Source organism: Caulobacter sp. ALps2 (genome assembly GCF_058681635.1).
On sequence record NZ_CM178743.1, the window covers coordinates 408,320 to 427,758 of the forward strand.

Consider the following 19,439-nt stretch of genomic DNA (forward strand, 5'->3'; position numbering starts at 1 on the left):
TCCCGGCATGGATGGCGTGCGCTCAAACCTTGTCCCGAGGGCGCGCAGGAGACCGCCGCCTTGACGACCCCGCCCCCAGCGTCGCGCCGTTTCGCCGCCGTCGCGGGTCCGGTCGCCCTTGCGATCCTGAGCGTCTTCCTCAGCCTGTTCGCGGCCGTGGCCGTCGACGCCCAGCCCCGGTCGCCGGGACGGGTCGCGGCGGTGTTTCCGCCGTGGTGGAGCTCCGCCCAGGTCATCGGCGCGGCCGGATCGGCCGGCGACATCGCCGGGGCCGGCGGCGCATCGTTCATCGTGATCCTGCGTGGCGATCCGGCCGACCTTTCGCGACGCGCCCGCGACGCCGGCGCGCTGATGCTGCTCGATCCCGCCCTCGCCGGCGCCTGCGCGCGTCCGAACCTGGAGCCCGCCCGTCCATGAAGCTCTCATTCTCGAACCTCGACGCCCAACGCGCGCTCGGCGGCAAACTGATCGTCGTCCTGGCCTGGGCGATGATCCCGGTGGTGCTGGCCGCGCGCCTGGCGGTGCACGAACCGGTCGTGGGCCTGGCTGTCGCTTCGGCGCTGACGGCGGCGGGCGCGACCCTGGCCTGGCGCTTCGGGGGCGAGACCACGGGCGGCCGCTCGCTGGTCGGCGTAGCCTTGATGGCGCAGGTCTCGCTGCTGGTCGCCGCCCTCGGCGGCCACGAATGGCAGGCCGACATGCACATGGCCTATTTCGCCGCCCTGGCGCTGCTGGTCGTCTATTGCGACTGGGTGGTCATCGCCGCCGCCGCCGCGACGGTCGCCGTGCACCACCTGGGCCTGTCCTATCTGCTGCCCAGCGCCGTTTTCCCAGGCTCGGCGAGCCTGGGTCGCGTCATCATTCACGCCGTTATCCTGATCGTCGAGGCTGGCGCCCTGATCGCCGTCACCGCCAGCGTCAACTCGATGTTCGCGGTGGCTTCCAGGGCCCGCGCCAAGGCCGAGGACGCCGTCGGCGAGGCCCGCGCCGCCAATGACGCGGCCGAGGAGGCCCGCCGTTCCGAGGAGCAGAGCCGCGCCGTCAACACCGCCGCCCGCGAGCGCGCCGAGGCCCAGCGCGACGCCGCGATGGCCGCGATCGGCCAGGCCCTGTCGCACATGGCGCGCGGCGACCTGACCACGCGCCTGGACCAGCGCTTCGCCGAAGCCTACGAGGCCCTGCGCGCCGACTACAACACCGCCGCCACGAAACTCGCCGACGCCCTGGCCGTGATCGAGGGCCGCGTCGACGGCGTCCGCGCCGGCTCCGACCAGATCGCCGACGCCTCGGTCAACCTGGCGCGCCGCACCGAACGCCAGGCCGCCAACCTGGAAGAGACCGCCGCGGCCATGGACGAGATCACCGCCACGGTCGGTCAGACGGCCTCCGGCGCCAAGAGGGCCGCCGACGTGGTGGCCCGCACCCGCGACGATGTCCGCCGCTCGGGCGAGGTGGTGCAGCAGGCGGTCGCCGCCATGACCGCCATCGAGGGCTCCTCGCAGGAGATCACCAACATCATCTCGGTCATCGACGAGATCGCCTTCCAGACCAACCTCCTGGCCCTGAACGCTGGCGTGGAAGCCGCCCGCGCCGGCGACAGCGGCAAGGGCTTCGCGGTCGTCGCCCAGGAAGTCCGGGCCCTGGCCCAGCGTTCGGCCGAGGCCGCCAAGGAGATCAAGGCCCTGATCACCGCCTCGACCCAGCAGGTCGACGCCGGCGTCAGCTTGGTCGGCCGCACCGGGGAGGCCCTCGAGAAGATCGTCAACCAGATCGCCGAGATCGACGCTCTCGTCTCCGAGATCGCCAGCTCGGCCCAAAGCCAGGCTCACGGCCTGAGCCAGGTGAACAGCGCCGTCAACCAGATGGATCAGGTGCTGCAGGAGAACGCCGGCATGGTCGAGCAGACCTCGGTCGCCACCCAGACCCTGAACGCCGACGCCGCCCTGCTGGCCGACCTGGTGGGCCAGTTCGAGTTGCCGAGCGGCGAGGTTGCGCAGCCGGTCCGTCGCCGGGCCTGATCCCGTAAGGTCCAGCTCGACCCCTTGCGTATCCAGAACGGGGCGCCTATCCTCCCAGCCCCCGGTTGTGAGCGCCCGCGACCGAAGTCTTTCCTCTCAAGGCGTCCGAGCTAAAATCCGCAATGGAAAAAGTGCCGATGACCGTCGTGGGGTATCAAACCCTCGACGAAGAACTGAAGCGTTTGAAGACCATCGAGCGTCCGTCGGTGATCGCGGCGATCGCCGAGGCGCGCTCGCACGGCGACCTATCGGAGAACGCCGAGTACCATGCCGCCAAGGAGCGTCAGGGCTGGATCGAAGGCCAGATCGCCGAGATCGAGGACAAGATCGCCCGCGCCCAGGTGATCGACGTGTCGAAACTGTCGGGCAAGCAGATCAAGTTCGGGGCGACCGTGTCGGTGATCGACGAGGACACCGAGGACGAGGCCCGCTACCAGATCGTGGGCGAGCATGAGGCCGACGTGAAGTCGGGCCGCATCTCCGTCTCCTCGCCATTGTCGCGCGCGATGATCGGCAAGGAAGTCGGCGAGGTCGTCGAGGTCAACACCCCCGGCGGCACCAAGGCCTACGAGATCACCAAGGTGGAGTGGCTGTAGGCGGTCCGCCGCCGCAGCTGCGCCATATTACGAGTTCAATGGAACAGGGCCGCCCCCACGGGCCTGCCGTATGGCAGGCCCGAGTGCTATTAGGCGAGAGCGCGATGGCCGCCGAAACCGGCCGCCACTTTCGGCTATCGCGCTCGTGGAGCGGCCTTGTTTCGTTTGCGTATGCGGGGTCGAGACTTGGCCGAAGCGCCGAAACTTCCGCTCAAGGTGTGGGCCGTTTCCGACGGTCGCGCCGGCATCGAGGCCCAGGTGGTGGGCCTGTCGGAGGCGCTCGCCCACCTGGTCCCCTGCGAGGTGACGGTCAAGCGTGTGGGCTGGAAGGGCCGCATCGGCCGCCTGCCCTGGTGGCTGAACCTGCTGCCCAAGCGCTGGCTGACCCCGGAGAGCGGAATCCCCGCGGGCAAGGATCCCCGCCGGGAGGGCGCCGAGAACGCGTGGCCCGACGTCTGGGTCGCCGCTGGTCGCGCCACCCTGCCCCTGTCGATCCGCGCCAAGCGCTGGTCGGGCGGCAAGACCTATGTGGTCCAGATCCAGGACCCTCGCGTGCCGGCCCACATGTTCGACCTGGTCATCCCGCCCAAGCATGATCGGCTGACCGGCGACAACGTGCTGCCGATCACCGGCTCGCCGCATCGGGTGACCCCCAAACGGCTGGAGGCTGAATACGCCGCCTTCGCCGAGATCATCGATCCCCTGCCCCGCCCACGCGTGGCGGTACTGGTCGGCGGCAAGTCCAAGGCCTTCGACCTCTCCAGCGAGCGGGCGGCCCAGATCGCCCACGCGATCCAGATTCCGCTGGAGCAGGACGGCGGGTCCTTGCTGATGACCTTCTCGCGCCGCACGCCCGAGCCGGCCCGCGCCCTGATGGCCGCGCGGCTGCGCCACCTGCCGGGCATGGTTTGGCCAAATGGGGCTAAGTCTGGTGAAGGCCCGAACCCCTATTTCGCCTTCCTGGCCGCGGCCGACTACATCCTCGTCACCGAGGACTCGACCAACATGGCCACCGAGGCGGCCTCGACCGGCAAGCCGGTGTTCGTGCTCAAGCTGGACGGCCACAGCCTGAAGTTCCGCCTGTTCCACGAGGAGTTGGAGAGCATGGGCGCGGCCCGGCCGTACGGCGGGGCCTTCCACGGCTGGACCTACACGCCGGTCGACGAGACCGACCGCGCGGCGCGCGAAGTGCTGGCGCGGCTAGGGGTGGAGATCCCCGAGCCGGTGGTCGAAGCGCCGGTCGAAGAGGTTCCGAAACCGAAGCGGAAGCCTCGGGCGAAGACGGTGGAAGCGGTCGTGGATGCTTCGGCCGAGACGCCCGCGCCGAAGCCGCGAAAGCCCCGCATGACCAAGCCGAAAGCCTGATTTTTCTCGTTGCGAGCGCGCGAATGTTCGCGTTACGTTCGCGATATGGTTGAGCGCGGAACGCCTATCCCGATTGGCAAGGCGGCCCGCGATGAGCGGCGCAAGGCGGCCGCGACCGCCCGCAACGCGATATTGGTGGCTCTATTCATTTCGGCGGGACTTCAACCGCTGATGGCCGGCCACCTCAGCCTGCTCGCTGTCGTCACCGTGGGAGCCGCGGTCGTTGCCCTGCGGGCCCTTCTCCACTACATTTTGAGGCAAGTGGAGGACTAGTATGGACCCTCTCGTTCAGTTTGCCCTTATGGGCCTGGCCTTCGCCGCCGCCACGTGCGTGGTGTTCTGGCTCTCGATGCGAAGCGACCGCCGCTGATCCTCGCCATTCTCCAAGCCCGCATGAGCTCCACCCGGTTGCCGGGCAAGGTGCTGATGCCGATCGTGCGCCAGCCGATGATCGTGCGGCAGATCGAGCGCGTGGCCCGCGCGCGCCATATCGACAAGCTGGTCGTGGCCACCTCCGACCGTCCCGAGGACGACGCCATCGAGGCCGCCGTGCGCCGCGAGGGCGTCGCGGTGTTTCGGGGCTCGCTGGACAATGTCCAGCAGCGGTTCATCGGCGCGCTGGACGCCCATCCGGCCGACCACGTCGTGCGCCTGACCGCCGACTGCCCGCTGGCCGATCCCGACCTGATCGACGCCACCATAGCGCTGTGCCTGTCCAAGGGCGCCGACTATGTCAGCAACACTCCCGAGGGCCACGCCCACCCCAAGGGCACCGATGTCGAGGTGATGACCGCGGCCGCCCTGCGCCGCGCGGCCGCCGAGGCGACCACGAAAGAAGCCTTCGAGCACGTCACCTGGGACCTGTGGAACAACCCCGACCGCTGGACCTGCGCCTGGCTGCCGTGCTTCCCCGACCAGGGCGCGGTGCGCTGGACCGTCGACCGGCCCGACGACTACGCCTTCGTGGCGGCGGTCTATGACGCCCTCTACGAAAAGAACCGCGCCTTCACCTCGGACGACGTGCGGGCCTTCGTGAAGAGCCGCCCGGACCTGGCGGACTACGGCGGCGATCCGCGGGTATGACCCCCCCTAAAGCAAAGAAGAAAATCCTGTTCGTCTGCGCGGCCGGGCCCAGCGTGGGCGGCGGACATGTGATGCGCTCCCTGACCCTGGCGCGGGCGCTCGAAGCGCGCGGTGCGACGTGCGCGTTCCGGATCAGCCCCGAGGTGGCCCACGTGCTGGACGCCTTCGCCCCGGACATGGCCCGCGCGGACACCGACGAAAGCTTCGACGCCGTGGTGTTCGACAGCTACGCCCTCTCCGCCGACGACCACCGCGCGGTCGCCAAGGGCCGTTCGACCCTGGTCATCGACGACCTGGCCGACCGATCATTGGCGGCGGACCTGGTGCTGGACGCCGGCCCGGCGCGGCGGGCCGAGGACTATGCCGACCTCGTCCCGCCGGACGCCAAGCTGCTGCTCGGCCCCAGCTACGCCCCGGTTCGTCCCGCCTTCGCGGACCTGCGCGAGGACGCCCTGGCGCGGCGCGCCGAGCGGGGGCCGGTCGAGAGGATCCTGGTCTCGCTGGGCCTGACCGACGTGGGTGGAATCACCGGCCGGGTCACGCGGCTGCTGCAGCCGATCCTGGGCGAAGCGAAACTGGACCTCGTCCTGGGCGGCGGCGCGCCCAGCCTGCCCGACCTGTGGGCCCTGGCGGCCGACGATCCGCGCCTGGAGCTGCACGTCGACACCAAGCACATGCCGCAGTTGGTGTTCGACGCCGACCTGGCCATCGGGGCCGGCGGCTCGACGACCTGGGAGCGCTGCGTCCTGGCCTTGCCCGCTCTCACCCTGATCCTGGCCGACAACCAGATCGCGGCCGCTCGCGCGCTGGAAGCAGCCGGCGTGACACCTTGCCTGGATGTCGGTTCGGCGGACTTCGAGATGGCGTTCGTCCGCGAAGTCGAAAGGCTGTTGGTCGGCGCCGACCGCCGCGCGGCCCTGTCGGCCGCCAGCGCCAGGGTGTGCGACGGCAGGGGCGCGGATCGGGTGGCGGAAGCGTTTCTGAGCCTCGCCTGAGCGCCCCCTGCGACAACTTGGCCGCCAATCGATAATCATCGTTAACAAAGTATTCGCTGCTTCGGCCGGATTCTACCGGCACCATGCGCGCCCTGCCCGACATCCGCGGTCTTAAGTTTCCGGACGAGTTCGTCGTCCGGCATTTCTTCAAGCGCGGCCTGCACCGCGAGACCGGCCGGGTCGTCGAGCTGGGCGGCGGCACGGGCAACAATCTGTCGCTCTACGCGACCTATGGCTGGGACCTGACCAACGTCGACTACTCGGCCGCCGCCCTGGCCGATTGCCGCTGGAACCTGGGTGACGACATCACCCTGATCGAGGCCGACCTCTCCAAGGGCTTGCCGGACTTGGGGACCACGCCGATCGACGTGCTGCTGATCCCCAATCTGCTCTGCTACCTGAACGACGCCCAGGCCAAGGCCGTGCTGACCGCCGTCCGCGCGCTGCTGGCTCCGAACGCCGAGGTCTTCGTCCGCACCCGCCTGACCGATGACTATCGTTGCGGCAGGGGCGTGGAGGAGGAGCCGAACGGCTGGCGCCTGGCCACACAAGAAACCGGCGAGGCCGGCCTGTTCAACCTGTTCTACACCGAGGACGGCCTGGTGGGTCGCCTGGTCGAGGAACTGGGCCTTGTCGAGCCCACGGCCCTGAAGGTCTCGTTCGACAACATCCAGGACGGTGTCCGAGTCGCGCCCAACAGCGACCTCGTGGTCTGGGGAGCGGTCGCATGAGTTCAAGGATCCGCATCGTCGGCGGCGGCCTGACCGGCATCCTGGCCGCCTTCGAGGCCCATCGTCTGGGCTGGCGCGATATCACCATCCAGGAGCGTTTCGAGGCCCTGGGCGGCGTCGCCCGGCCCAAGCTCATTCACGGCGCCGAGATGCGCGACGGCTGCATCTATTTCGGCGGCGAGCAGGATCCAATCGTCGAGACCCTGACCGCCCACGGCGCCCGGTTCGAGACCGTCGACAACCGCTTTGGCTCGTTGAGCACCGGCGCCGACGGCCACCGCGTCTTCACCTGGGACTTCGGCGGACCGGCCATCGACTGCCTCGCGGGCAAGGTCGCCAAGCCGGCCGACAACAGCCTGGCCGCGCGCTTGGCCGCCTATCCGCCCCAGATCGCCGCCGAGCTGGAAGCCTATGTCCGCTGGCACCTCGACGCCGATCCGGCCGTCGTTCACGGCGACGCCGCCATTCCACTGGCTATCAACCGCGTGTTCCCGGCCGCCGCCGACCTGACCGCCCTGGCCAGCGCCAAGACGACCGATCCGTGGACGGACGAGCTGTACGCCATTCCGCGCGGCCTGTCGGGCCGCACCGCCAACGTCACCGCGACCCTGCCGGCCGGCGGCTTCTCCAAGCTGTTCGACGGCCTGCAAGGCGCCCTGACCAGGCTGGGCGTGAAGGTCGAGCTGAACTGCCTGGTCCCACCGCGCCAGCTGATGAGCCAGGACGATCCCGACGAGACCATCGTCTGGGCCGCCAACCCGACGCCGCTGTTCAAGCCGATGGGTCTTTCAACGCCCGCGCTCGTGAAGAAGAGCTTCTTCACCCACGTCTACGCGGTCGAGGACTTCGACGGCCCTTGCCCGGTCTACGTCCAGAACTTCACCGCCCAGGGCGCGGTGTTCCGGGCCTATCTGTACGAGAGCAACGGCCAAAAGCTGGTGGTCGCCGAGTGCGTCCGCGAGGCCGATCTCAAGACCCTGCCGACCGAGCTGCGCACCCTGCTGTCGGGCTTCGGCGCGCTGAAGCTGGGGGCCCTGGTCCACAGCGACGCCCAGCCGCGCTGGATCTATCACTCGCTGGACGCCATCCAGGGCCTGGTCGCCCTGCGCGGCAAGCTGACCGAGCGCTTCGGCGGCCGTTTCATCCCCGGCGCCTGGGAACCCTACGCCAAGGCCGCCAAGCTGGCCGAGGTCAACGCGGCGCTGGCGACGGCGCGCGAGACAGCGCCGGCCTTGGCTCAGGCGGTATGAACGCGCACCACCTGCTCCGGGCGGCGGCGATCATGCAGCCGACCTACCTGCCCTATCTCGGTTATTTCCAATTGATGGCGGCGAGCTACGTCTTCGTCTTCCTCGATGACGTGCAGTTCGCCCGCCGCTCCTGGCAGTCGCGCAACCGCATCCTGACCGCCCAGGGCGAGCTGATGCTGACCGTGCCCGTCAAGAAGCACGATCGCGACACCCCCATCCACGCCATCGAGATCGACGACAGCCAGCCCTGGCGCGACAAGCACCTGGCCGCCATGCGCCACGCCTATGGCAAGCGACCGTTCTTCGAGGAAGGCTGGGCCTTCGTCTCCGAACAGCTGGCTCGAGAGCGGGACGGCAAGCTGGCCGACCTGACCTGCGGGACGGCCGTGGCGGCGGCCGCGAAGCTGGACATCCACACCCGGTTCGTCCGCGCCTCGACCCTGAACGCCGACGGCGCGCGGTCCGAGCATCTGCTGAACCTGTGCCGCGCCGTCGAGGCCGAAGCGTATGTCTCGCCGATGGGTTCGGCCGACTACATGGAAGAGGACGGAGTCTTCACCGACGCCGGCTTCCCCGCGCGCTTCCAGGCCTTCCGGCTGGAGGAGTACCCGCAAGGGCCACGCCCCTTCACCCCGTACATGAGCTTCGTCGACGCGCTGATGAACATCGGCTGGAATGGGATGAAGGGGCTGGTGCTTAAGCCAGCTTGAACTTCGGCGGCGGCAGGCTCAGCCGCGCATCCGCCACGGCCTCGCCCGCGAAGAACTTCACCAGCATGCCCTGCACGTCGGGATGGGCCTCGAAGACGTTGTGGCCGGCGTTCTCGACCAGCACCCGCGACTTGTGCTGGAACTGGGCGGCCACCTCGTCCTGCTCGGCCAGCGGCGTCCGGCCGTCCAGCGAGCCGGCGACCAGCAAGGCGGGCTGCTCGATGCGCAGCGGCGTCCGGAACGTCTCGCCCAGGTCGACTCCGGGGACCGCGCCGAGCAGCTGCGGCATCGGGAAATTCAGCGCCGAGCCCACAACGGCGGTCTTGGCCTCGCGCCGCACCAGGGCCAGTTTGGCCGGCGAGATCCCGGACGCCAGGTCCGTGGCCTCGGGCATGCCCCGGAAGCTCAGCAGGTCGGCGACATCGCCCAGGAACGGCGCCAGCACGTCGGTATTGCCGGCGTCCAGCGCCAGGTACAGGGTCGGCAGCATGGCCAGGGTGTGGGGGTTGGCGATCAGCCCGCCCGCCAGCATCTGGACACCGAAGCCGCCCATCAGGATTTCGCCCGGCGCGCCATTCAGCTTGACCTTGGTCAGAGCGGGTTGGGCCTCCAACCGCGCATGCACCCGGCGCATCAGGGCCGAGAGGTCCGGGATCGCCGCGCGGGCGGCCGGGTCCGCGCCCAGCAGGGCGTCGACCTGGCGCAGCAGTTCGTCGACCCGCGCCGGCCGCTTCACCGTCTGGTCCTGGCCCTCCAGGCTGGACAGGGCCACCCGGCTGACCCGGTCGCCGTGCCGCTTGAGCACGCTCAGCGCCAGGTGAGAGCCGTAGCTGGTGCCCCACAGGCTGATTGTCTCCGCGCCCAGGTGACGGCGCAGGTCGTCGATGTCGTCGGCGCTCTGCTCGGTGTTGTAACCGGTCATGGCCACGCCGGCCCGGGTCCAGTCGACCCAGGCGCTCTGGAACTCGCTCCGGAAATAGGCCGTCAGCCCCGCCTCGGTGAACACCGGCGGCGGACGCGTCGAGGCCGGCCGCTCGGGGATGCTGGTCGACAGGCCCGTGCCCCGCTGGTCGAAGGCGATGACATCGGCAACGGCGCGCAGGGCCATGAAGATCGGGAAGCGCGGCCCGGTGGCCGCCCCCGTGCCCTCGCCGCCCGGCCCGCCGGCCAGGTAGACGATCGGCGGCCCCGGCTTGGCCGCCGTCGAGGCGAACCGCGCATAGCCCAGCCGGATCTTCCGCGAGCCGGGAATGCGGCGATCCTCCGGGACCTCGAAGAAGCCGCGTTCGGCGTCGACCTCCTGGCCGCGCCAGCCCTTGAAGCGGAAAGGACCAGCCTGGGTCGATGGGAGAGCTTGGGCCAGCGCCAGGGTCGGGAGGGCGAGGCCAGCGGCGGCGAGCAGGGCGCGGCGGTTGAGCGATGTCTGGGTCATGCGGCCAGCTGATCCGTCCCGGACGCCGTCCGCTACGCCGCTTCGGCCAATGGCGCCGTTTGGTCGGTGAATGGCGGCGCATCTCGGCGAGCGGCGCCTTACAGTGACGCCATGTGGCGAACCCTGCTTCTCGGCCTGCTTCTCGCTGGCTTCACGACCCTGGCCCGAGCTGAAGAAGCCTCATGGCAGATCTGTCATGGCGCGGCCGGTCCGGCCGGCCCGGTGCTGAGCGACTGCCATCCGGTTCGGGAGGCCGACATCGATCCCCAGGGGCGTGAGCTGTGGCTGCGTTCCACGATCGCCGCGCCGAAGGACACCGGTCCGCGCGCCCTCTATCTGGCCGGCGTCGCCTCGTCCGAGGCCTGGCTCAACGGACAGCGCCTGGGCGTCAACGGCCGCCCCGGAACGACGGCGCGGGAGGAGGTCCCCGGGCGGTACCTGGCGACCTATCCGATCCGCGAGACCGCCTGGCGGAAGGCCGAGAATACGCTGGTGCTGCGCCTGTCGTCCTTCCATGGCGGCCCGCGCTTCGCCCGCCCGATGAACGCCATGGTCGTCCTGCCCCATCCCTATCCGCAACGCACCGCGCTGCTGGCCCTGACCTTCGTGGCGGCCGGCGCGCTGCTGGCGGCGGCGTTCGGGTTCGGCGTCATCCACGCCATGCGCCGCACCGGGTCCAGTCTGGTCCTGGCCGCCATGGCCGGGGTCGCGGCCCTGCAGGCCATCGTCGAGAGCCTGCGGGCGCTGTTCTCCTATCCTTATCCCCTGCACGCCTGGCGGATGAGCGCCATCTGGGGACTGGCGGCCGTCTTCGCCGTGCTGCTGGCGGCCTATGTCGCCAGCCGGTTCCTGCCCAAGGCGCGCGGTCTGATCATCGGCCTGGCTCTCGGCTTGGTCGGGGCCACGGTCCTGCTGCCGGGCTTCGACATCAAGACGGTCTGGGCGCTGATCCTGGGCGCCGCGATCGCCGCCGCGCCCGCCGCGGTCGGCGTGCGCCGGCGCCTTCCCGGCGCGCGGCCGACCCTGGCCTGGCTGGCGCTGTTCCTCACCCTGGCCCTGGGTTTTCCCGAATGGCTGGCCGACCTGTCCTACTTCCTGCTGGCCGCCGGATTGGTGCTGCCGCTGCTGATGGTCGAGGTGGTGCGGCTCTCCCGCGACGACCGGGGCCGCGAGGCCGCCCTGACCCGCGCCGCCAGCCTGCCCGACCGCCTGACCGTGGCCTCGGCGCGCGGGGTCGAGCTGGCCCCGATCGCCGAGATCCTGGCCGTGGTCGGGGCCGACGACTACGCCGAGCTGCGGATGGTCGGCGGTCGCAGCCTGCTGCACGCCGCCCGACTGGATGGGCTGGCGACCCAGCTGCCGCCGAACTTCCTGCGCGTCCACCGCTCGGTGATCGCCAACCTGGCCCATGCGCGGCGCCTGGAACGCGACGGCGACCGCTGGCGGCTACACCTGCGCGAAGGCCCGCCCCTGCCGGTCAGCCGCTCCCGCCAGCCCGCGCTGCGCGAGGCCCTCGACGCGCCGCCGCCCTCTGGCGAACAGCGTTCACTTGCCCCATCCTCCCCCGTCTAGCGGGAGGGCGACACATGGCGCAGAGCAAATCCGTGGTGGTCACCGGCGTGTCGACCGGCATCGGCTGGGGCGCGGTCAAGGTGCTGGTCGGCCAGGGCTTCCACGTCTTCGGCAGCGTGCGCAAGCAAGCCGACGCCGAGCGGCTCAAGGCCGAGTTCGGCGAAGCGTTCACGCCGCTGCTCTTCGACGTCACCGACGAGGCCGCTGTCCGCGCGGGCGCGCGGCAGGTCGAGGCGGCGCTGGGCGGCCAGACTCTAGCGGGCCTCGTCAACAACGCTGGCATCGCCGTGGCCGGGCCGCTGCTCTATCTGTCGCTGGACGACTGGCGCCAGCAGCTGGAGGTCAATCTGACCGGCGTGGTCATCGCCACCCAGGCCTTCGCGCCGCTGCTCGGCGCCGGTGGCGCACCGGTCGCCACCCCCGGCCGGATCGTCAACATCTCTTCAGTCGGCGGCCGCAACGGCAATCCGTTCATGGCGCCGTACTGCACCACCAAGTTCGGGTTGGAGGGCCTGTCGGAGTCCCTGCGCCGCGAGCTCCTGCCGTTCGGAGTGGACGTGGTGGTGGTCGCTCCAGGCGCGGTGGCCACGCCGATCTGGGACAAGGCCGACCAGATCGACACCAGCCGCTACGCCAACACCCCCTACATCAAGGCGCTGGACCGCATGCGCGCCTACATGCTGCGGATCGGCCAGGCCGGCCTGCCGCCGGAGAAGATCGGCCAGGTCATCGCCACGGCGCTGACGGCGAACAAGCCCAAGGTCCGCTACGTCGTCTCGCCTTCGCCGATGCAGGTGCTGATGACCGAGATCCTGCCCAAGCGGACGCTGGACAGGATCGTGGGTCAGCGCCTTGGCCTGCTGCCGGAAGCATAGATTTAGGATTGTAATTCAACCTGCGCGCGTCCAGCATCGCCGCGTGGGCCTACGGGGAATCAGATGCCGAAAGATCGTATCGTCCTGCTGGACTCCCTGCGGGGCCTGGCGATCCTGGGCATTCTGATCTGCAACATCCCGCTGGCCTTCGAGCCTGAAAGCGTGGCCGAGAGCGTGCCGTTCTGGCCGCACGGCATGGCCCCGGCCAGCCTGGCGGTCTGGTGGGTCACCCAGGTGTTCTTCCAGCAGAAGTTCTACACGCTGTTTGGCATGCTGTTCGGGGCTTCGATCCTGCTGATCGGCGGTGAAGGTGGTGATCGAGACCGTACGGTGATGATCGCCAAGCGGCTGCTGGCCCTGCTGGTCATCGGCCTGTTCCATGGCCTGGTCATCTGGCAGGGCGACGTACTGTCGTTCTACGCCCTGGTCGGTCTGGTCGCGCTGCTGGCGCGAGGCTGGTCGGCGCGGTGGCTGCTGACCGTGGGCGTCGTGCTGCACCTTATCGAGTATGGCTGGACGCTATGGCGCATGCTCAGCCGCGCGGCCCGCTTCGACCAGCCGATCCCGCCGGACCTGACCGCCCGCATCGCCAAGGAATCGGCCGCCGAGACCGCCCGCTTCTCCGGCGACTTCGCGAGCGCGTTCAGCCAGAACGCCCATGACTACTGGACCTTCCTGACCCAGTCCTGGTCGTGGCCGCCGCTATGGCCGATGACCGTGCTGGCCCTGATGCTGATGGGCATGGGCCTGTTCAAGCTGGGGGTGCTGAAGGGTCAGCTGTCACCGACCGCGCACAAGGCCCTGGTCGCCGTCGGCCTGACCGCCATGGTCGTGGTCGCCGCGCCCTTGAGCCTCTATCTGGCCGTGCCGTCCAAGCCGATGATGCTGGGCGTCCTGGCCCGCTGGCTGCAGGGCCTGACCGCCCCGGCCGTCAGCCTCGGCTACCTGGCGCTGCTGGCGCTCGCCTTGCGCCACCAGGTCTGGCGGGCGATCCCGGCCGTGCTGGCCCCGGTCGGCCAGATGGCCTTCACCAACTATCTGATGCAGTCGGTGATCATGACCGTGCTGTCCTATGGCGGCCGGGGTCCGGTGCTGTACGGCAAGCTGGACCGCCCGGCCCTGGCGGGGATCGTCCTCGGAATCTGGATCGCCCAGATCCTGTGGTCGCGCTGGTGGCTGGACCGGTTCACCATGGGGCCGCTGGAATGGCTGTGGCGCCTGGCCTATCGCGGCCCCGCCCCGCTGCGACGGGCGACCTGATGGCGCACGTGTATGCCAGCAAGGGGGACCGCATCGTCCTGCTCGACGCCCTGCGCGGCCTGGCGGTGCTGGGCATCCTGCTGTGCAACATCCCGCTGGCGTCCGAGCCGCACGCCGTGGCCACCAGCCTGACCGAATGGCCCCACGGCATGGCCCCGGCCTCGGTGGCGGTCTGGTGGATCACCCAGGTGTTCTTTCAGCAGAAGTTCTACACCCTGTTCTCGATGCTGTTCGGCGCCTCGATCCTGCTGGTCGGCGGCGAAGGCAAGAGTGGGCCGCTGCTGAAGCGCCTGCTCAGCCTGCTGATCATCGGAGCCCTGCACGGAGCGCTGCTGTGGAACGGCGACGTGCTGACGTACTACGCGCTGATCGGCCTGGTCGTGGCCCTGGCGAGGCGCTGGCCGGCCTGGCGGCTGCTGGCGGCGGGGATCGCTCTGGACCTTTCCATGTCGCTGGCCACCGGCTTCAAGCTGCTGGCCGGCGCCGTCCATCAGGCCGCGCCGCCGCCGCCCGACCTCGGCGCCGCCCAGGCCATTGGAGCCATCGCCGCCGCCCGTTATGGCGGCACGCTCGCCCAGTCCCAGATCCAGAACCTTTCCGACTATCGCGAGGTGCTGACCCATGTCTGGCTGCAGTGGCCGTCGAACTGGCCGCTGACCGTGGCGGCGCTGATGCTGATGGGCATGGGTCTTTTCAAGCTGGGCGTGCTGAGCGGCCGCCTGAGCAACGCCATCTACCGCGCCCTGGCCGCCGCGGGCCTGTTCGCCCTGCTGATCGGCGCCCTGCCTTGGGCGCTGTACGTCGCCGCGCCCGACCATCCCGAGATCCTGCGCGACCTGGCGCGCTGGATCCAGCGCGCCACCGCGCCGGTCATCGGCCTGGGCTATGCGGGTTTGCTCGTCCTGGCCGCCCAGTCGAAGACCTGGAAAGCCATCCCCGCCGCCCTCGCCCCCGCCGGCCAGATGGCCTTCACCAACTACATCGTCCAGTCGGTGGTGATGACGGTGCTGTTCTACGGCGGCCGGGGGCCGGCCCTCTACGGAGAACTCGACCGACCCGCCCTGGCGGCGATCGTCATCGCCACCTGGATCGCCCAAGTGCTGTGGTCCCACTGGTGGATGGCCCGGTTCACGATGGGCCCGCTGGAATGGCTGTGGCGCTGGGCCTACCGGGGACGGACGGCGCTGCGTGGATCCTCCCTCTAGAGGGGGAGGATCCCACTATCCCACCATCGACCAGTCCAGCGGCTCGCCCCGCGTGATGTCGCGGGTGGCAGCCTTGCCCAGCACGTTGTCCAGCTCGCCGGGCGGCAGGCCGTTGCCGGGGCGGACCGAGCGGATGTTGGCGCGAGACAGCGTCTCGCCAGCCTTGATGTCCGACGTGACGTACAGCGAGCGACGGAAGAGCAAGCTGCCCTGCTCCGATCCCAGCACGTCGTAGTGGGCCGCGCCGAGCGACGCCCAGGCGTTCTTGGTGTCGTCGACCAGGGCTTTGAATTCGAGCGGCTCGAGGCTGAAGGCCGCGTCCGGGCCGCCGTCGGCGCGGGCCAGGGTGAAGTGCTTCTCGACGCAGCAGGCGCCCAGCGAGACCGCCGCCACCGAGGCGGCCGTGCCCGGCGTGTGGTCCGACAGGCCGATCGGGCAGCCGAAACGGGCGGCCATGTCCGGCACCGTCCGGACATTGGCGTCGGCGAAGGTCGCGGGATAGCTCGACACGCAGTGCAGCAGCAGCACGCCCGGCGCGCCGGCCTCGCGCGCGGTGTCCAGCGCGGTCTGCATCTCCTGCAGATTGGCCATGCCGGTCGAGATGATCAGCGGCTTGCCCTTGGACGCGGCGTACTTGATCAGCGGCAGGTCCACGGCCTCGAACGAGGCGATCTTGAAGGCCGGGGCGCCCAGGCTGTCGAGCAGGTCGACGGCGGTCTCGTCGAACGGGCTGGAGAAGATGGTCACGCCGCGCTGGCGGGCGCGCTCGAAGATCGCCGCGTGCCACTCGAACGGGGTGTGGGCTTCCTCGTAGAGCTCATACAGCGTGCGCCCGTCCCACAGGCCGCCGTGGATCTTGAACTCGGGTCGGTCGACATCCAGCGTGATGGTGTCGGCGGTGTAGGTCTGGATCTTGATGGCGTCGCAGCCGGTGTCGGCGGCGGCGTCGACCATCGCCAGGCACCGCTCGAGGCTGCCGTTGTGATTGCCGGACAGCTCGCAGATCACATAGGGCGAGTGCTCGGGGCCGATCTTGCGACCGGCGATTTCGATGTATGGGGCGGACATGACGGATCACCCGAAAACGTGGTTGCCGTCATCTTAACCCTGAAAAGGTGGACGAGGCGTCAATCGCCGCCGCCGCAGCTTCCGCCGCCGCCGTCCGAGCCGCAGTCCGAGCTCGACGAACCGCTGGTGTCGGTGGTGGAGACACCGCCGTCGCCGCCGTCCTTGGCCTTCTTGCCGCTGGTGAGCCCCATCGAGGCCACGCCCAGCCCGCCGCCGATAGCGACGCCCAGGCTAATGCCCAGCGCGAGATTGTTCAGCGCCAGCCCGAAGGCCACGCCCAGGGCGATCCCCACACCCAGCCCGATCGGAAGTCCGGCCTTCATCAGAAAATCTCCCCGCTCCCCGGGCGTTTCAGCCCATCGCCTCGCGGCGGAATCGACACTATATCTGCGGCCATGTCCACGACCGCTCCCCGCCAAACCCGCTGCCTGATCATTGGTTCGGGTCCCGCCGGCTACACCGCCGCCATCTATGCCGCCCGCGCGCTGCTGAAGCCCGTGCTGATCGCCGGCATCCAGCCCGGTGGCCAGCTGACCATCACGACCGATGTCGAGAACTATCCCGGCTTCGCCGACGTCATCCAGGGTCCCTGGCTGATGGACCAGATGCGCGCCCAGGCCGAGCATGTCGGGACCGAGCTGGTCAACGACATCGTGCTGTCGGTCGACCTGTCCAAGCGTCCGTTCACGGTGACCACCGACAGCGGCCAGGACTGGATCGCCGAGACGATCATCATCGCCACCGGCGCCCAGGCCAAGTGGCTTGGCCTGGACAGCGAAGCCAGGTTCCAGGGCTTCGGCGTCAGCGCCTGCGCCACCTGCGACGGCTTCTTCTATCGCAACAAGGACGTGATCGTGGTCGGCGGCGGCAACACCGCCGTGGAAGAGGCCCTGTTCCTGACCAGCTTCGCCAGCAAGGTGACCCTGGTCCACCGCAAGGACGAGCTGCGGGCCGAGAAGATCCTGCAGGAACGCCTGCTGGCCCATCCGAAGATCGAGGTGGTCTGGGACAGCGTCATCGACGAGGTCACCGGTCAGACGGACCCGATGGGCGTGACGGGCGCTCGCCTGAAGAACGTCAAGACCGGCGAGACGACCGAGCTCGCCGCCGACGGCGTGTTCATCGCCATCGGCCACGCGCCGTCGTCGGAGCTGTTCAAGGGCCAGCTGGAAACCGGTCCGGGCGGCTATCTGAAGGTCAAGCCGGGCACGGCCTCGACCGCGATCGAGGGTGTCTACGCGGCGGGCGACGTGACCGACGACGTCTATCGCCAGGCGGTGACGGCGGCCGGCATGGGGTGCATGGCGGCGCTGGAGGCGGTGCGCTTCCTGGCCGAGGAAGATCACAAGGCGGCGCATCATCCGATCAGCCACGCGGAAGCGAACAAGATCGGCGTCTGGTAGATAGATCCTCTCTCCTCCCCTTCGGGGGAGGTGGCCCAGAGGGCCGGAGGGGGCAGCTCGGCCTGGGCCGGGCGATGCTCCCTCAGTCGCTCCGCGACAGCTCCCCCGGCGGGGAGCAGATTTTTTCAGCCGCCCTAGTTCAGCGGATTCAACAAACTCGGCGGCCGGGGCTTGGGCTTTGGCGGCGGAGGGGGCGGCGGCGGCGGCGCGGGCGGCGCCTCGACGGCCGGCGGCGGCGGTTCCGAGACCGCTTCCAACGCCTTGTTGATCCGGGCGATCTCTTCCTGGGTCGGGATCCGGCGGCCCGCGACCGTGCCCACCATGGTGAAGCGCTCGCCCGTCGGCGAGTTGGCGTCCGGCACCGCCACCAGCTTGGCCTCGGGCAGGACCAGGTTGTCGACGCCCAGCATCCGGGCCGCCGCGCTGGTGGCGACCGCCGGGGCGTTCTGGGCCGCCAGCACCTCGGGCGGGGCGGCTTCCAGGGTGCGAGGGTCGGCGGCCATCAGGATCTCGGCGCTGACGGTCTCGTTGCCGGAATAGCGGCCGTTGAAGGCCTTCAGCATCCCGGCCGGCCCCGTCCAGCGATAGAAGATGTGCTGGCCGAACTGCTTCAGCTTGACCAGGGTCGGGGCCCAGTACGGCGAGACATAGTCGGCGTGGTAGTGGGTCGCCACGCCCACCGGCTTGAACACGAAGCCGCTCAGCGCCCGCTTGGCCACGGCCTGGGCGTTGGCCCACAGGGCGGGCGGCGGCACGCGGGCCAGCGAGCCGTCGCAGGCGAAGCTGAACTGGCAGCCCGTGGTGCGCGCCGCGCCTTCGTAGATCACGCCGCAAATCGACTTCGGGTAGCCCGGATGACGCATGCGGTTGATCACCGTCTGGGCGACCGCCATCTGGCCCTCGCCAGGCTCGAAGCCGGCCTCGTAATAGACCGCCTGGGTCAGGCAGTTTAGCGCCTTGGCGCGGGCGTCGGCCGAGCCGGTCAGCACGAACGGCTTGGCCGCCTCCAGCTCGTCGGGGACCGTCGGGCGCAGGGCGTTGATGATCCGCGCCTCGTCGAAATCGGGCGCGCGGTCGCCCAGGCGCGGGATGTCCTTGAGATTGATCACCTCCCAGCCCTCGACGCGGCCCCAGTAGTCCTTGTGCGGACGCGGGTCGTGACGCCTGGCCAGGGCCAGCATGGCGGGATCGAAATCCGCGACATAGTGGCGCAGGGCGCGCTCGCTGAAGCTGCGCGTCACGCGCATCAGGCCGGCCTCGCGCCCCGATCCGGCGGGAACGTAGTAGGTCGTGGTGGCGCACGCGGAAAGACCGCCGACGACCAGGACGGTCGCGGCGGTCTTCCAGGAAACGACGATGTTCAGGGTCCCCACCCTGCCCCCGGGATCGGCTACTTGCTACCGAGGGTCGAGCGGATCATCCAGGCGTGCTTCTCGTGCGCCTGGAGCCGCTGGGTCAGCAGGTCGGCCGTGGCTTCGTCGCCGGCGTCGTCGGCGACCGGGAAGGCGTCACGCAGGGTGCGGATAACCGTCTCGTTGTCGGCCTTCAGCTCGCTCAGCATGGCCTCCCACTCATTTTCGGGATTGCCGTCCTTGATGCTGGAGAGGTTGCCGAAGGCGGCGTAGCCCTGCGGGGCCAACTCGCCCAGAGCGCGAATACGTTCGGCGATGTCGTCCAGCGCGGCCCATTCTTCCTGGTACTGACCTTCCAGCAGAACGTGCAGGGACTGGAAGTTGGGGCCGCGGACATTCCAGTGATAGCCGTGCGTCTTCAGATAGAGCGCATAGCTGTCGGCCAAGACCTTGTTCAGGGACGCGGCGATGTCGGCCCGCTGCTTGGCGGTCAGTCCGGTGTTCAGAGCGTCAGCCATCAATGA

The 19,439-nt window shown here is 69.6% G+C and carries 19 protein-coding genes; 14 read left to right on the forward strand and 5 right to left on the reverse strand.

Annotated features, from left to right (window positions below; translation table 11 throughout):
- The first annotated feature begins 60 nt into the window (after positions 1-60).
- From ACW173_RS01770 to ACW173_RS01810, 9 genes are all read left to right on the forward strand, one after another.
- On the forward strand, positions 61-417 hold the full coding sequence (locus ACW173_RS01770) for a hypothetical protein (protein WP_492083174.1): 357 nt from the start codon (positions 61-63) through the stop codon (positions 415-417).
- Positions 414-2,018 carry a methyl-accepting chemotaxis protein gene (locus tag ACW173_RS01775; RefSeq protein WP_492083175.1) on the forward strand — a complete coding sequence of 535 codons (1,605 nt, stop codon included), beginning with the start codon at positions 414-416 and terminating at the stop codon, positions 2,016-2,018. Before ACW173_RS01770 ends, ACW173_RS01775 begins: the two co-directional genes overlap by 4 nt.
- Before the next feature lie 122 nt (positions 2,019-2,140).
- Positions 2,141-2,614 carry a transcription elongation factor GreA gene (gene greA, locus ACW173_RS01780; protein WP_492083176.1) on the forward strand — a complete coding sequence of 158 codons (474 nt, stop codon included), beginning with the start codon at positions 2,141-2,143 and terminating at the stop codon, positions 2,612-2,614.
- Positions 2,615-2,800: 186 nt separating this feature from the next.
- Positions 2,801-3,979: a mitochondrial fission ELM1 family protein gene (locus tag ACW173_RS01785; RefSeq protein ID WP_492083177.1), complete on the forward strand. Its 1,179-nt coding sequence runs from the start codon at positions 2,801-2,803 to the stop codon at positions 3,977-3,979.
- 366 nt (positions 3,980-4,345) lie between these two features.
- On the forward strand, positions 4,346-5,062 hold the full coding sequence (locus tag ACW173_RS01790; RefSeq protein WP_492085862.1) for a cytidylyltransferase domain-containing protein: 717 nt from the start codon (positions 4,346-4,348) through the stop codon (positions 5,060-5,062).
- Complete coding sequence (gene pseG, locus ACW173_RS01795; RefSeq protein ID WP_492083178.1) at positions 5,059-6,057, forward strand: UDP-2,4-diacetamido-2,4,6-trideoxy-beta-L-altropyranose hydrolase; 999 nt, start codon at positions 5,059-5,061, stop codon at positions 6,055-6,057. Before ACW173_RS01790 ends, pseG begins: the two co-directional genes overlap by 4 nt.
- Positions 6,058-6,140: 83 nt before the next feature.
- On the forward strand, positions 6,141-6,788 hold the full coding sequence (locus tag ACW173_RS01800; protein ID WP_492083179.1) for a class I SAM-dependent methyltransferase: 648 nt from the start codon (positions 6,141-6,143) through the stop codon (positions 6,786-6,788).
- The gene (locus tag ACW173_RS01805) at positions 6,785-8,038 is read left to right on the forward strand and encodes a flagellin modification protein FlmF (RefSeq protein WP_492083180.1); all 1,254 of its coding nucleotides are present in this window, start codon (positions 6,785-6,787) and stop codon (positions 8,036-8,038) included. Before ACW173_RS01800 ends, ACW173_RS01805 begins: the two co-directional genes overlap by 4 nt.
- Complete coding sequence (locus ACW173_RS01810) at positions 8,035-8,748, forward strand: WbqC family protein (RefSeq protein ID WP_492083181.1); 714 nt, start codon at positions 8,035-8,037, stop codon at positions 8,746-8,748. Before ACW173_RS01805 ends, ACW173_RS01810 begins: the two co-directional genes overlap by 4 nt.
- Here the strand turns inward: ACW173_RS01810 and ACW173_RS01815 are convergent.
- Positions 8,735-10,180, reverse strand: a complete 1,446-nt coding sequence (locus ACW173_RS01815; protein WP_492083182.1) for an alpha/beta fold hydrolase — start codon at positions 10,178-10,180, stop codon at positions 8,735-8,737. The two genes, ACW173_RS01810 and ACW173_RS01815, sit on opposite strands and share 14 nt — an antisense overlap.
- A gap of 111 nt (positions 10,181-10,291) precedes the next feature.
- Here ACW173_RS01815 and ACW173_RS01820 point away from each other — a divergent pair, with 111 nt between their 5' ends.
- From ACW173_RS01820 to ACW173_RS01835, 4 genes are all read left to right on the forward strand, one after another.
- Positions 10,292-11,752: a LytTR family DNA-binding domain-containing protein gene (locus ACW173_RS01820; RefSeq protein ID WP_492083183.1), complete on the forward strand. Its 1,461-nt coding sequence runs from the start codon at positions 10,292-10,294 to the stop codon at positions 11,750-11,752.
- A 14-nt stretch (positions 11,753-11,766) separates the two neighbouring features.
- Entirely contained in the window at positions 11,767-12,627 is an 861-nt protein-coding gene (locus ACW173_RS01825) for an SDR family NAD(P)-dependent oxidoreductase (RefSeq protein WP_492083184.1), read from the forward strand.
- 63 nt (positions 12,628-12,690) lie between these two features.
- Positions 12,691-13,887 carry a DUF418 domain-containing protein gene (locus ACW173_RS01830; protein ID WP_492083185.1) on the forward strand — a complete coding sequence of 399 codons (1,197 nt, stop codon included), beginning with the start codon at positions 12,691-12,693 and terminating at the stop codon, positions 13,885-13,887.
- Positions 13,887-15,092: a DUF418 domain-containing protein gene (locus ACW173_RS01835; RefSeq protein WP_492083186.1), complete on the forward strand. Its 1,206-nt coding sequence runs from the start codon at positions 13,887-13,889 to the stop codon at positions 15,090-15,092. The genes ACW173_RS01830 and ACW173_RS01835 overlap by 1 nt, the downstream gene beginning before the upstream one ends.
- Positions 15,093-15,107: 15 nt before the next feature.
- On the opposite strand, the gene pseI is transcribed toward ACW173_RS01835, so the two are convergent.
- Positions 15,108-16,160, reverse strand: coding sequence for a pseudaminic acid synthase (gene pseI, locus ACW173_RS01840; RefSeq protein WP_492083187.1), 1,053 nt, complete (start codon positions 16,158-16,160; stop codon positions 15,108-15,110).
- A 59-nt stretch (positions 16,161-16,219) separates the two neighbouring features.
- A complete protein-coding gene (locus ACW173_RS01845; protein WP_492083188.1) occupies positions 16,220-16,483 on the reverse strand; it encodes a hypothetical protein in 264 nt (87 codons plus the stop codon).
- Positions 16,484-16,555: 72 nt separating this feature from the next.
- On the opposite strand from ACW173_RS01845, the gene trxB reads away from it, so the two are divergent.
- A complete protein-coding gene (gene trxB, locus ACW173_RS01850) occupies positions 16,556-17,563 on the forward strand; it encodes a thioredoxin-disulfide reductase (protein ID WP_492083189.1) in 1,008 nt (335 codons plus the stop codon).
- Between the two features lie 134 nt (positions 17,564-17,697).
- Here the strand turns inward: trxB and ACW173_RS01855 are convergent, their stop codons facing one another.
- Together ACW173_RS01855 and ACW173_RS01860 are read right to left on the reverse strand one after the other, a co-directional pair.
- The gene (locus ACW173_RS01855; RefSeq protein WP_492083190.1) at positions 17,698-18,936 is read right to left on the reverse strand and encodes a cell wall hydrolase; all 1,239 of its coding nucleotides are present in this window, start codon (positions 18,934-18,936) and stop codon (positions 17,698-17,700) included.
- Between the two features lie 17 nt (positions 18,937-18,953).
- A complete protein-coding gene (locus tag ACW173_RS01860) occupies positions 18,954-19,433 on the reverse strand; it encodes a Dps family protein (protein ID WP_354070010.1) in 480 nt (159 codons plus the stop codon).
- Positions 19,434-19,439 lie beyond the last annotated feature (6 nt).